This is a genomic window from Lactiplantibacillus paraxiangfangensis, from assembly GCF_036246185.1.
Classification (GTDB): Bacteria; Bacillota; Bacilli; order Lactobacillales; family Lactobacillaceae; genus Lactiplantibacillus; species Lactiplantibacillus paraxiangfangensis.
This window is the reverse complement of record NZ_BTPW01000025.1, coordinates 14,436-28,161: the sequence shown is the minus strand read 5'-3', so window position 1 is coordinate 28,161 and position 13,726 is coordinate 14,436. Positions and strand designations below refer to the sequence as shown.

Annotated in this window: 13 protein-coding genes; 11 read left to right on the top strand and 2 right to left on the bottom strand. The window is 40.2% G+C overall.

Translation table 11 applies throughout. The annotated features are described in order from the left end of the window. Window positions 1-4 precede the first annotated feature (4 nt). The 10 genes from srlE to AAA939_RS12380 all read left to right on the top strand — a co-directional run bounded on the left by srlE (window position 5) and on the right by AAA939_RS12380 (window position 9,198). Window positions 5-1,045 carry a PTS glucitol/sorbitol transporter subunit IIB gene (srlE, locus tag AAA939_RS12425; protein WP_338207723.1) on the top strand — a complete coding sequence of 347 codons (1,041 nt, stop codon included), beginning with the start codon at window positions 5-7 and terminating at the stop codon, window positions 1,043-1,045. Window positions 1,046-1,078: 33 nt separating this feature from the next. Next, window positions 1,079-1,456, top strand: a complete 378-nt coding sequence (locus AAA939_RS12420) for a PTS glucitol/sorbitol transporter subunit IIA (protein WP_338207724.1) — start codon at window positions 1,079-1,081, stop codon at window positions 1,454-1,456. 371 nt (window positions 1,457-1,827) lie between these two features. Beyond that, window positions 1,828-3,780 (top strand): BglG family transcription antiterminator, encoded by a 1,953-nt coding sequence (locus tag AAA939_RS12415; protein WP_338207725.1) that lies wholly within the window; start codon window positions 1,828-1,830, stop codon window positions 3,778-3,780. A gap of 32 nt (window positions 3,781-3,812) precedes the next feature. After that, window positions 3,813-4,703 carry an NADP-dependent phosphogluconate dehydrogenase gene (locus tag AAA939_RS12410; RefSeq protein WP_338207726.1) on the top strand — a complete coding sequence of 297 codons (891 nt, stop codon included), beginning with the start codon at window positions 3,813-3,815 and terminating at the stop codon, window positions 4,701-4,703. 351 nt (window positions 4,704-5,054) lie between these two features. Next, entirely contained in the window at window positions 5,055-5,519 is a 465-nt protein-coding gene (locus tag AAA939_RS12405; RefSeq protein ID WP_338207727.1) for a PTS sugar transporter subunit IIA, read from the top strand. A gap of 2 nt (window positions 5,520-5,521) precedes the next feature. Further along, window positions 5,522-5,842 carry a PTS fructose transporter subunit IIB gene (locus AAA939_RS12400; protein WP_338207728.1) on the top strand — a complete coding sequence of 107 codons (321 nt, stop codon included), beginning with the start codon at window positions 5,522-5,524 and terminating at the stop codon, window positions 5,840-5,842. Between the two features lie 39 nt (window positions 5,843-5,881). Continuing rightward, window positions 5,882-6,946 carry a PTS fructose transporter subunit IIC gene (locus AAA939_RS12395; RefSeq protein WP_338207729.1) on the top strand — a complete coding sequence of 355 codons (1,065 nt, stop codon included), beginning with the start codon at window positions 5,882-5,884 and terminating at the stop codon, window positions 6,944-6,946. 20 nt (window positions 6,947-6,966) lie between these two features. Then, window positions 6,967-7,605, top strand: a complete 639-nt coding sequence (locus AAA939_RS12390) for a 3-keto-L-gulonate-6-phosphate decarboxylase UlaD (RefSeq protein ID WP_338207730.1) — start codon at window positions 6,967-6,969, stop codon at window positions 7,603-7,605. A 5-nt stretch (window positions 7,606-7,610) separates the two neighbouring features. Next, window positions 7,611-8,474, top strand: coding sequence for an L-ribulose-5-phosphate 3-epimerase (locus AAA939_RS12385; RefSeq protein WP_338207731.1), 864 nt, complete (start codon window positions 7,611-7,613; stop codon window positions 8,472-8,474). Beyond that, window positions 8,467-9,198, top strand: a complete 732-nt coding sequence (locus AAA939_RS12380) for an L-ribulose-5-phosphate 4-epimerase (RefSeq protein ID WP_338225871.1) — start codon at window positions 8,467-8,469, stop codon at window positions 9,196-9,198. Before AAA939_RS12385 ends, AAA939_RS12380 begins: the two co-directional genes overlap by 8 nt. Before the next feature lie 131 nt (window positions 9,199-9,329). On the opposite strand, the gene AAA939_RS12375 is transcribed toward AAA939_RS12380, so the two are convergent. Next, the gene (locus tag AAA939_RS12375) at window positions 9,330-9,956 is read right to left on the bottom strand and encodes an HAD family hydrolase (protein ID WP_338207732.1); all 627 of its coding nucleotides are present in this window, start codon (window positions 9,954-9,956) and stop codon (window positions 9,330-9,332) included. A 325-nt stretch (window positions 9,957-10,281) separates the two neighbouring features. On the opposite strand from AAA939_RS12375, the gene AAA939_RS12370 reads away from it, so the two are divergent. Then, complete coding sequence (locus tag AAA939_RS12370) at window positions 10,282-11,772, top strand: glycoside hydrolase family 1 protein (RefSeq protein ID WP_338207733.1); 1,491 nt, start codon at window positions 10,282-10,284, stop codon at window positions 11,770-11,772. 69 nt (window positions 11,773-11,841) lie between these two features. Here AAA939_RS12370 and AAA939_RS12365 read toward each other — a convergent pair whose 3' ends face one another. Beyond that, complete coding sequence (locus AAA939_RS12365; protein WP_338207734.1) at window positions 11,842-13,599, bottom strand: flavocytochrome c; 1,758 nt, start codon at window positions 13,597-13,599, stop codon at window positions 11,842-11,844. Between the last annotated feature and the right edge of the window lie 127 nt (window positions 13,600-13,726).

Here is a 13,726-nt window from a genome sequence, read left to right as displayed (position 1 = left end):
GACAATGACAAAAGAATATCGGAGTATTAAAGTTGTTAAAGGTTCTGGTGGTTGGGGCGGCCCACTGACCATTACCCCAACGGCTGAAAAACATAAGTTTATATACATTACAGGTGGGAACAAACCTGCAATCGTTGATAAAATTGCGAAGTTAACTGGAATGCAAGCAGTTGATGGTTTTAAGACCTCCATTCCAGATGAAGAAACGGCATTAGCTATTGTTGACTGTGGTGGGACGCTACGTTGTGGGATTTACCCGAAAAAGGGCATCAAGACAATTAACGTTTTACCTACTGGGAAGAGTGGCCCGTTAGCCCAATTCATGAACGAAGGGAACTATGTTTCTAACGTTGATTTGGACCAAATTACGCTAGCAGAAGATAGCGACGTTGAAGCTGAAAAGGCAAACGAAAATGAAAGCGCTACCGAATCTGACGCTGAATCCGTTGAAGAAACGACGGATGACGGTTCTAAGTTTGATAACTCTAAGACCTTAACGGCACAAACTAAAAATCCTGGTATTTTAACTAAGATCGGGATTGGCGCTGGGCGAGTCGTTGCAACCTTTAACCAAGCCGCAAAAGATGCGGTCCAGACCGTTATCAACACGATTATTCCTTTCATGGCCTTCGTTGCACTGATTATTGGTATTATTAATGGTTCTGGGATTGGTAAGGCTTTTGCAAGTGTCATGGAACCATTGGCTGGGAACGTTTGGGGCCTGATGATCTTAGGTTTCATCTGTTCACTACCATTCTTATCACCATTATTAGGACCCGGAGCCGTTATTGGCCAAGTTATTGGGACTTTGATTGGTGTTGAAATTGGTAAGGGTAATATCCCACCACAGTACGCTTTACCAGCACTGTTTGCCATTAACACTCAAAATGGTTGTGACTTTATCCCCGTTGGTTTAGGGTTAGCTGAAGCTGATTCTAAGACCGTTGAAGTAGGGGTGCCATCAGTCTTATACAGTCGGTTCATTAATGGTGTGCCACGGGTATTTGTTGCTTGGATTGCAAGTTTTGGTTTGTATACGAAATAAAATAATAGCGGAAAGAATTTGAAGGTGGTCTGAATGATGACAAAAGAAAGAACGATTTATTCAACGAAGGTTGTTGAAGTTGGAGCAGAATCAGAAGATTTTAAGTCAATCAAAATGGCAATTTTATTTGGGGATGAAGCACCGGACGCTTTACGGCCATCTTGCTTCATCGTTAAAGTGGAACCAATTAAGGAACAGATTGTCAGTGGGATGATTTTAAAAATCGATGACAGTGAATATACAATTACGGCGGTTGGTAATGAAGTTCAAACCAACTTAGGACGCTTAGGCCACACCGCAATTAGCTTCACGGGTGCCACTGATGCTAAACTAGCAGGATCGTTATACACTTCTGAAGGTGATTATCCGGACTTTAAAGTGGGTAGCACGATTCAAATTATTGCTAAGTAGTATTAGGACAAATATACGACAAAAAAGCTTTATGAGTTTGCTATGTACCGATTTTTGCTAATCTTTCATACGAAACAATATAATTAAATATCGTCAAGAAACGACCTCATTCCAGTATACTCCGGAGTGAGGTCGTTTCTTGTTGGTAAACAAATAGTATATGTCGTCCCTTAATAATGTTTTGAAAGATGTATAGGTAATGATCGAGGAATAGGAGAATTCAATTCAGCTAACCCATTTTAGGTTTGTTCTAACAACGCTTGATAAAGATATTATCATATTAACTATGGGAACTAATGAAAGTACCCGTGATGACGTGTGAACTTTGTAAAATATAGATTATATTATAAATGTAGCCAAGAGGTGATTATGTGACAACTAATAATGATACGGACGAAAAGCTCAGTAGCGACGTTCAGAGAGTTATTGCATATATCTATTCTAAGGATGTAGTGCACTATTCAGAATTGATGAAATTATTAAATGTTTCTAGAAAGAAGGTTCCGGATTACCTAGATTTAGTTGAGCAAGCTTTGCAAGGAACTGATGTAAAGCTTGTTCGTAAACGCAACGTAGGTATTTATTTTGAAGGTGATTTTGAGAAGTTTAAGCAACGGTTTCAAGATGAAAGCCAACTGTTGAATTTGGATGCAATTGGTCGTGAAAATCTGATTTTGTTGAGATTGTTAATCGCAACCCGTGAATTTACAATGGCTGAGTTGTGCCAGCGCTTCTTTATTAGTGGTAGTACGTTGGATCGCGATATCAGGTTAATTAAACCGCGTCTAGCTAAAGCACACCTAGAGCTCACGAGTAATAATCATGGCTTGTATGTCAGAGGATCTGAGCGAGATAAACGCAACATAGCAAGTACAATTATTGCAAAGTATTGGCGGGAATCAGTCAAAGAAAATTTGCGAGTTGTTAATTTTCCAGATTCATTAAATGATTTGATCGACAAAGAGTCATTAGTTAAAGTTCAACGAGTCTTACACAGGCTACAAAGGCAGACTGGAATAAGCTTTACGGAATATCAATATCAATCGTTACTGATTCATATTTGTATTTCAACGTTAAGAATTAAAGATAATCGGTTTTTACAAGATAGTAATTACGGTGCAAATAAGTTTTGTTCTGAAACAACGGTACTAGTTAAATTACTTGAGGAAGAATTAAATATCCATATTCCAAATACTGAACGTGAATATCTTAATATTCATATTTTAGCCGCAAAGAAGAACCGGATTGAAGTTACTGATTTTGATCAGCATACGCAATTGAATTCTAAGCTAAAAACAATTTCAGATTTCTTGAATTATGAATTGACAGATGCAGATGATCAATTGATTAATGATCTTTCAATTCACCTTGAGCCGGCTTTACACAGGTTTCAAGTAGGACTACAAGCATTTAATCCGTATACACGTGAGATTATTAAGCTCTATCCTCAAGCTTTTGAAATGGCGTTTGAGCTTAGTCAAGCTATTGATAAACGATTTGTGGTTCGGATGGACAAAAATGAAATCGCTTACTTAGCGTTGCACTTTGAGGCGTTTATAGAGCGTAAACAACCAAGTACAGCGACTCAAAATACGGTATCAATTGTTGTTATATGCAGTACTGGAATGGGAACAGCTAGGCTGTTAACACAACGTATTAGACGTTATTTTAGTCAGTTAGTGACGATAAAAAGAGTTATTTCAGTTTCGGAATTGTTAAGGACAAAAATTTCAGAAGATTTGGTTGTCAGTACCTTACCGCTTGAAATTCCTGATAAACAAGTAATTGTGATTGAACCGTTCTTCAGTCAGGATGAGCGGGAGTTATTGAAGAAGCAAATTGTTGAAATTGGGAAGCAGAAGCAAGCAGGTTCGAATGCGTTCATTAAGCTGTTGAATAAAAAAATGATTTTTGCTAATGGAATCTTTGATAATCGAACGGCGGTTATTAATTATGTTGGTAAACAGTTAATTCGAAATAATTTTGCTAACCAAGGCGTGATTGAAGCCGCCCTAGAACGTGAGCAAGTTGCGTCAACTGTGATTGAAAAGGGATTAGCCGCAATTCCCCATACAGCAAGTCAATATATTTTGAATTCTAGTATTTCAATCTATGTTAATCCTGCTGGTATTACTTGGGGAGATGATCGCATTAAGGTTGTTTTCTTTATCGGATTTAGTGACCAAGATTTGAAGACATTATCTCTCGATGAAGTTTATAAGTATTTTGACCGTTTATTAGCTTCCAAAAAGGCAATGTCGGAAATTGTAGCAGCTAAAAGTTCGGAACAGATAATAGAAGTAATTCACCAGTTTTATCAGTGAAGATAACAAATTTGTATAAAGGATGGTCAGTCATGAAAGTATATTTAGTTGGACTTGGAAAAATGGGTTATAATTTGGCACTTAACATGAAGGCTCATAAACATGAAGTTGTCGGATTTGATGTTAGTGCAGATGTATTAAAAAAAGCACAAGCAGACGGATTTGAAACCATTGATACACTTGAACAACTGAAGAATGATTCAGAACGAAAAATCATTTGGGTAATGTTACCAGCCGGTAAGATTACTAATTCAACGTTATTTAAATTAGAAAAATTAGTAAATCCCAAGGACGTCGTCGTGGACGGTGGGAACTCAGACTATCATGAGTCAATGAAGCGAGCTGAAGAGTTCTCAAAGGTAGACGCTTACTTTATGGATATTGGGACTTCGGGTGGTACTTACGGTGCACTAAACGGTGCAAGTTTCATGGTTGGCGGAAATGAAAGCGCTTATAAATACATCGAACCCGTTTTAAATGATATGGCGGCTGAAGATGGGTTGTTGTATACCGGTAAATCCGGTAGTGGTCATTACCTTAAGGTGATCCATAATGCTATTTTACATTCTATGATGGAAGTCATGGGTGAGGGATTCGACCTATTGCATGCTAGTCCATTTGACTACAACTTAAAAGATGTTGCTTATACTTGGAATAAATCCGCAGTGATTCGGGGTTGGTTAATGGAATTGATGTACCAAGCTTTGTCACAAAACAAGAAATTGGATGACGTAAGCACGGTAATTCATTCTAGCAGTGCTTGTGCGGATGCTTTGAAGTCCGCAATGGAACTGAATATTCCAATTCCAACGATTGGATTGACATTGGTTATGCGTCAGCGAACCCAGCAACAAGAAACGTTCAATGCACGGGTAATCAATTCCTTAAGAAAGGAGGTAGGCGGTTATCGGCCAGAAGCGTAAGCTCTTTTACTGGTATCGCATTCAGCATCAAAAAGGTAAGACCGTCTACTGTTGGAATACGATGATTAGCTATATACGAATATTCTTAATTTTAGCGGGCATTATACTTTGTGTACAAAATCATTATGTTATTGCGTTGATGGTGGTGCTAACGTACGGTGTAATCTATTTCTCGTACTTGCACAAAAACCATGATCTACTAGTTAAAATTCATCGAAAGGAATCAATTAGCAAGATTACGGGGTATCGATATTCATTTCGAAAGCCTCTGGAAATCTGGGTTAAATGATTTGGTACGTTGCGGTGTAGGAAACCAGATGAGTAAGAGCATAAATTAAGGGTAGTGAGACTATGAGTGAAACGATGAACGATTTGATAAAAGCCAATATTAATTTGCGGGCTAATGTAAAGACACGTAAAGAGGCATTGTACCAGATGAGTACTATGTTGGAAGATAATGGGGTTGTTAGCGATAAAGATGCGTTTTATCAAGCTATCTTAGATCGTGAAGCCATTGGCCCAACTGGAATGGAAAACGGCATTGCAATTCCACATGGTGAATCTGATGTTGTTAAAGATGCTGCAATTGCCGTTTATAAGACGACGAGTGATTTGGAATGGGATAGCTTAGATGGAAAGCCAATAAAACTAATTTTCTTGTTAGTCGTTCCTACTAAGGATCGGAATGTAAACCATTTAAAAATACTATCGCATCTATCGGCAGCGTTGACACATAAGGATGTGCAACAAGCCTTGTTAGCGGAAAACAATGTAAGCGAATTCAAAAAGATCTTAGAAAAATCAGGAGGAATGTAATTATGTTAAAAATTGTTGGAGTTACTGCATGTACTGTTGGTATTGCACATACCTATATGGCTCGGGAAAAGCTCGTTAATACTGCTGAAAAGTTAGGGATGGAAGCCCACATCGAAACTCAAGGTAGTGCCGGGATGGAAAATCAATTAACTGAAGAAGAAATTAAGGATGCAGATATTGTCATTATTGCAGCCGATGTAGCAATTACTGGTGAGGATCGCTTTAAAGGGAAGTCCGTTGTTAAGGTGCCAACTAATACTGCAATTCAAACTCCAGAAAGCTTATTACGTACTATTCAGAAGAAACTTCAAGTTGCCAAATAGCATTTGATAGTCCGTCATAAACTTAAGGGGTGATACGGAATGTATCGGGATATATTTAAAATTGAGAACTTAAAGCGCCATTTTTTAAGCGGATTGTCTTACATGATTCCTCTTATCATCATGTCCGGATTCTGTACAGCCATTGCCCGCATTATAGGGGGTACAGATGTAAAAGGATCAGTCGCATATTATTTGCTACAAGCAGGTAATGCTGGATTTTCAATTATGATTGCGGTGCTAGCTGCCGGGATTGGATACTCAATTGCTGGTAAGTCAGCAATTGCACCAGGTCTATTAGGTGGATATTTGTCAACGGTTGTTAATGCCAGTTTCTTAGGCGGTATTATCGTTGGGATTACTTCAGGGATACTAGTTTTATGGTGTAACAGTTGGAAGGTACCTAAGACAGTAAAATCAATGATTCCATTAGTTATTATTCCATTACTTGGTGGTATTATTGAGAGCTTATTAGTTATGTATGTCATTGGTCCTCCGTTGGCAGCATTGACGACATCTGCTGTTAAATTCTTCATGGGCATGAATCATGCATCTAGATTTGTACTTGGTTTCTTACTTGGTAGTATGACCGGGTTTGATATGGGTGGTCCAGTTAATAAAATTTCATTTGCTATTGTTACTGCATTTGCATCATCAGGTGTTTGGGGCCCAGCAGCCGGTAAGAACGTTGCTGCCATGGCACCGCCACTGGGAATTGCATTATCTGTATTAGTTTTTGCACGTAAGAAGTATACGCAAGCCGATCGGGAAAATGCTAAGGCCGCGATTATTATGTCCATGTGCCAAGTTACTGAAGGTGCGTTACCGTTTGCCTTTGCAGACCCTGTACGAGTCATACCGTCAGTGGTGTTGGGATCAGGGATTGCCGATGGATTAATTTTATCATGGGGCGTAACGGTTCCATTGCTCTCAGGTGGGATATTTACAATTCCAGTCGCAAGTAATCCATTCCTTTACTTGGCTGCCTTATTAATTGGTGCTTGCATTACAGGAATCACGCTTTCGTTGCTCAAACCAAAGATTAAAGAGTCAACAAAAGCAGAAGATGTCAATGACGATTTAAATATTGATATTAATATTGAATAGAAGTTAGGAGATTGTGAGTTATGACACGTCCAAATTTACAGATTGCTTTAGATCAAGATTCACTTGAAGATGCATTAGGAATTGTTAAGCAGGCAGGCCCTGAAGTCGATGTAGTTGAAGCTGGGACTATTTTACAACTGCAAGAGGGTGTTAAGGCAGTTCGCTGTTTGCGGCACATGTTTCCAGAAAAAATCGTTGTTTCTGATACGAAATGTGCAGACGCAGGTGGGACTGTTGCAAAACACAGTGCTGATGCAGGTGCCAATTGGATGACAATGATTTGCTGTGCTACCATCCCAACTATGAAGGCGGCAAAAAAAGAATTAAAGGACTTACAAGTTGAATTGTATGGTGACTGGACTTGGGAACAAGCAAAACAATGGCGTGAAATTGGTATTGATCAGGCTGTTTACCATCAAAGCCGGGATGCCTTGTTAGCAGGTGAAGTCTGGGGTGAAAAGGATTTATCAGTTGTTAAAAAGTTAATTGATATGGGATTTAAAGTATCTGTTACTGGTGGATTAACTGTTGATACGTTGAAGCTTTTCAAGGATGTACCAGTCTTTACGTTTATCGCTGGTCGTGCCATTACTGGTGCGGATGATCCACATGCTGCTGCTAAAGCTTTACGTGATGAAATTACGAAGTATTGGGGCTGAGTTAAATGTTAGGAATCTATGAAAAAGCTTTACCGCATCAAATGGATTGGAATCAGAAGTTAGCGTTAGCCAAGTCTTTAGGTTTTGATTTCGTTGAAATCTCAATTGATGAAAGTGACGAACGGTTAGCACGATTAGAATGGACAGATGAACAAATTGAAGAAGTTCATCGGGATATGATAAAAAATGATATTCCTCTGTTATCGATGTGTTTAAGCGGTCATCGGCGATTCCCACTCGGGTCCCATTCAGCTGCAACACGGGAACATGCTTTAGAAATAATGCAGAGCGCTATCCGTTTAGCTTCTAAACTGGGCATTCGTAATATACAATTAGCCGGCTATGATGTTTATTATGAAGATAAATCGACACTTACTCGGCAACTGTTTATTGAAAACTTGGAAAAATGTGTTCAAATGGCCGAAAAGTATGAAGTGATGTTATCAATTGAGATTATGGATGATCCATTTATCAATTCAATTTCAAAAGTACAACATTTGAAATCACTAATTCATAGTCCTTGGTTACAGGCATATCCTGATATCGGTAATTTGACGGCATGGCCGGAAAATAACGTTGGATATGAATTAGAACACGGTATTGATAATATCGCTGCGGTGCATCTGAAGGATACACTACCGGTACGAGACGATTTTCCTGGAAAATTTAAAAATGTTCCGTTTGGTGAAGGTACTGTAGATTTTGTAGGTGATTTACGAATGTTGAAAGGTCTTGGATATCGGGGCCCTTACATGATTGAAATGTGGAGCGAAAATAGTGACAATCCTGTAGATGAAATTAAGCGTGCAAAAGCATTTATTGATGATGCTTTTAAAAAAGCAGAAAAGAGTGTGGATTTCAGTGCTTGAACAGTTGAAACAGGAAGTTTATGAAGCCAATATGCAGTTGCCTAAACTCAATTTAGTAACTTTTACGTGGGGAAATGTAAGCGGTATCGACCGCAATAAAGGGCTGTTTGTCATTAAGCCTAGTGGTGTAGCTTACGATAAACTCCGCCCAGAGGATATGGTCGTTGTTGATTTGGATGGCAAAATTATAGAAGGAAAATTGAATCCCTCTAGTGATACGCCAACTCATGCCATTTTGTATCGCCAATTTCCGGATATTGGTGGGATTGTTCATACGCACTCGCCGTGGGCTGTTTCCTTTGCACAAGCGGGTATGGATATTCCCGCTTGTGGGACGACCCATGCAGATACCTTTTATGGCCCCGTACCTGTTACGCCAGGCCTGAGTAAGGAGCAAATCGAAGAAGATTACGAAGGAAATACTGGTCGTGTTATAGTGGATACTTTCGAAAAACGCCAGTTAGATACTGAAGCTGTGCCGGGAGTATTGGTTCAAGATCATGGCCCGTTTACTTGGGGAGCTACCCCGGATAAGGCGGTTTATAATGCTAAGGTATTAGAAGTAGTTGCAGAAATGAGCTATCATACAATGCAACTTTCAGGGCATGAAGATGTGTCCGTACCACAGTATCTTCTAGATAAGCATTATTATCGGAAACATGGCAATAACGCTTATTATGGGCAAACCAATCCCAAGTCGATGACCCATGAACATAGTTTGTAGATAGATTATGTAACAAATTGTCGATAAATACGAAGCGCCCCATAATTGTTAGACTCTCTCTAACAATTATGGGGCGCTTTGAATTGTATGGAATTTTACCTACTTCAAGTTATGGTCAGAATTGAATAGGTCTATTCAGTTAACATTGAGAGTAAATCGTTGGGCGTCTTTGGCTGAAGTGTTGCAGTGGAGAAGTCTGTAGTAGGAAGAGCACCCCAGGTTGCACTGGCAAAGTCCATCTGAGCATCTTGAGCAGCCTGCATATCGTAGATGGTATCACCGACATAAATTGTTTCAGCTTTTACTAAATGATACTGATTAATTGCGTATTCTAAGGGTGCCCCGTGAGGCTTATGCTCTGTAGTTTTATCAGCAGTAACAATTATGTTAGAAGATGTGATTTCTGGAAATGCACCGAGATCACTATCAACTTCTGCAGCAGTGCGAGAAGTAACAATTCCCGTGTTTAAGCCGGCAGCTTCCAATTTTGATAGTAAGGGTTGAATACCAGTAAAGAAGGTCAATTCATCCTTGTGTGCGCCAATTGCGGTGGTAAACTTTCTAGTGATTTCTTCAACGTGATCCAAGTTTAAGCGCTTTAAAATTTTATCTGTGGGAATACCTACTAGTTCCCGTAGTGTTGAGGTAGGGACATCATAACCGTATTCAGTGGTGATACTGTGTAGGACGGTAGATGCAATGGATGCAGAATCGATCAGTGTGTTGTCGACATCGAAGAGAATATTTTTGTATGTCATAAGGGGTCCTTTCTAGAACTAAGTTAGTTATATATAAGTATTATTTTAACACGAAGCATTAAAAAACTGATTCAATGAAAATCAAAATAATTGAGTACATGGGGCCTAGTAAGTAAGTTTTACTGAACTTAGTATAATCTTATTCATAATGAACTATTGATTGGCATAAATATATTTTTGAAGAAAAGCCATTGTAAATATTACCCATAGAATATTTCTATGGGTTTTGGCAAGCAAAGCAAGTTGATATTGATAACCTAAATTGACTATACTGTAATGTAAGGGCTGTCATTATCGGTGATAGGCCAGAAAGGGTGCTGATTAGATGTCAAAATTTCCAGAAGGCTTTTTATGGGGCGGCGCTACTGCCGCTAATCAACTAGAAGGTGGCTACGAGGAAGGCGGCCGCGGTTTATCAATCGCCGACGCACTTCCTGGCGGTAAAGATCGCTTTAAAATCGTCAGTCAACCCGACTTTGATTGGACCATTGACGAAAATAAATACACTTATCCGAACCATGAAGGAATCGATTTTTATCATCATTATAAGGAAGACATCGCGCTCTTTGCTGAAATGGGCTTTAAATGCTACCGTTTCTCAATTGCGTGGTCTCGGATCTTCCCTAACGGTGACGAACCACGTCCTAACGAAGCTGGTTTGAAGTTTTACGATGATGTAATCAACGAATGTTTGGACCATCACATCGAACCAGTAATTACAATTTCACACTACGAATTACCATTAAACTTGGCTAAACGCTACGGTGGTTGGAAGAACCACTACTTGATTGAATTTTACGGAAACTTTGCCCGGACCGTTTTGACCCGGTACGCTGACAGAGTCAAGTATTGGATGACTTTCAACGAAATTAATAGTGCCGCTCATTTTCCTGTTATGGGTCAAGGATTGATTCCATCAACTGGCGCCAATGATAAGAAGAATGTTTTCCAAGCTTGGCATAACCAGTTCGTTGCTAGCGCTGAAGCCGTTAAAATTGCGCACGAATTACGTTCTGACATTCAAGTTGGTTGTATGATTCTTTACGCAACGAGCTATAGTTACGATGCGAACCCAGTGAACCAATTGGCGAACTTGCACCATAACCAGGACCTAAACTTCTTCTGTGCCGACGTCCAAGTTCGGGGCGCCTACCCAGCGTACACGAAGCGACTATTAGCTGAATACGGCTTGAAGTTTGAAGACTTGGAGACGACTGATGGCGATTTGGCCTTATTGAAGCAATACCCAGTCGATTACATCGGCTTCAGTTATTACATGTCTACAGCCGTTGAAACGACCGGCAAAAACACCGAGACCGTTGCTGGTAACTTAATGGGCGGCGTGAAGAACCCGTTCCTAAAGGCCAGCGATTGGGGTTGGCAAATTGACCCAACCGGTTTGCGGATTGCGTTGGATCAACTCTACGATCGTTATCAGAAGCCACTATTTGTTGTCGAAAATGGTCTGGGCGCGATCGATAAGCCAGATAAGAATCATTATGTCGAAGATGATTACCGGATTGACTACTTGAAGCAACACGTTCAGGCATTAGCTGGCGCGATTGATGACGGGGTCGACGTGATGGGTTACACACCATGGGGTTGTATTGACCTTGTGAGTGCTTCGACCGGTGAAATGAGCAAACGTTACGGCTTTATTTACGTTGATCTTGATGATCAGGGTAAGGGGACGATGAAACGTTACCCGAAGAAGTCGTTCTACTGGTACCAAGACGTAATTAAGAATAATGGCTTGGAAAAGCCTAAGAAGACTGTCAAAAAAGAGCTTGATTTGAGTAAACTTGATTTAAGCTAAATTGTAATCAAAACGCTGCCTAGGACATTCGTCTTAGACAGCGTTTTTTTAGGTTAGTGTGGGCTGAAATTAAAGTTTCCCAGTGGTTTTACCAGCAATGCGGCCAAATGTAATGATATCCGCAATGGCATTGCCACCCAGACGGTTTGAACCTTGGATAACACCGGTTAATTCACCAGCGGCGTATAACCCAGGAATTGCCTTACCATCTTTGTTCAAGACTTCAGTTTTATCGTTGATCACAACGCCACCCATGGTGTGATGGACAGATGGAACGGCCTTTTCAATGTAGTAAGGGCCTTTAGCTAGGGAGACCATCCGTGAGCGGTGATGGAAATCGGTATCCTTACCAGTTTTAGCGAAGTGGTTAACTTTCTTGATTGTTGCCTTGAGTGCGGTTGGATCCATGTTAACGTCTTTGGCAAGTTCATCGATCGTATCTGCTTTATAAAGCAAGTGTTCTTTAATTAATTCATTGTACTCTGCCTTGTGAGCAGCCTTGGTCTTAGAAATACCATCAATTTTATCGTTCCAAATCTGGTAAGTGTAGCTACCAGGTTGTTTGAGGATAGCCTTGGAGATCACATCACGACGTTCCAATTCTTCAACAAAACGGTTCCCTTTTTGATTGACTAAGATTGCGCCATCAAAACGAGTATCTGCAAGGAGTGAGATCATACCAGTCTTAGGATTGGAGATTGGATACGTTTGGATATACTTCATATGGGTCAACTTGGCGCCGGCCTTTTGTGCCATCACGATACCGTCACCAGTTGTGCCGGCAGTATCAGTTGATTTGTATTTAGGACCGTATTGGGAATTGTATTTCTCACGCATCTTAACGTTTGATCCGAAGCCACCGGTTGTTAAAATAACGGCCTTCTTAGCGTTAAAAGTGACGTTTTCTTTACCTTGATAGCGTGCTTTAACGCCGACAACGCGACCATTCTTCTTAATTAATGATTTGGCCTTGGTATTCACGTAAATCGGAATGTCCAAGGACCGGGCTTTAGTATCTAATTTAGTCACTAATTCTTGCCCAGATTGCCCTTTAGGGATGAGTGCGCGCTTATAACTAGTCCCACCAAACTGGAATAGTTGATCATCTAAGAACTTAACGTGAATGTCATCACGTAACCATTCAGCTGATCCTAAGGCATTATTTGCTAAGGTATGGACCATCTTTGGTGTTCCAAGATAGTCGCCACCCTTCATGGTATCCTTGTAGAACTTTTCAGGAGAATCGCCTTTAATGCCTAATTTCTTTTGAACCCAGTTACCAGGCGCGTTCATTTCACCACCGGAAATTAAGGTGTTCCCACCAACAGCCGGCATCTTTTCAATGATAGCAACCTTTTTGCCAGCTTCTTTAGCTTCAATGGCAGCACTGAATCCAGCACCACCAGAGCCGACAACCACGATGTCATAGTTGTTTGTCTTTTTAAGCTTGGATTCGGTAGCGGTGTTTTTAACCTTGACCGCCTTCAAAGTGATGCCGGCCTTTTTGACGGCGTCTTTAACGGCAGCGATATAACCGTTACTAGTTGCGGTTGAGCCACTGACAACGTCAACCTTGGTTGAGTTTTTAGCGACAATCGTATCTTTTAATTGGCTGTAAACAGGTTTGGCAAGCACCTTATTTTCGTTTTGGTGTAATACCTTGATATTCTCAATCGTATTACCCTTAAATTTGACGGAAACTTTGATGTCACCATGCTTCCCACCACCAGTCCCTTCGACCGTTTGGGTCTTGTTGGCACTTGAGCAAGCAGTGAGTAGAAAAATTGCTGAAAACAATAATAAAATGCCCCAGAGTCGTTTCTTCATTTCCCCGTTCCTCCTTAGATGATAAGTATTGACTAGAGTATATCGGGAATAAGCCGGTTTGACGTTGGATTTTTTTGACATTAGGTGGACATTTCAATTCTATTCGTGAAATAATGTACAAAAAGGA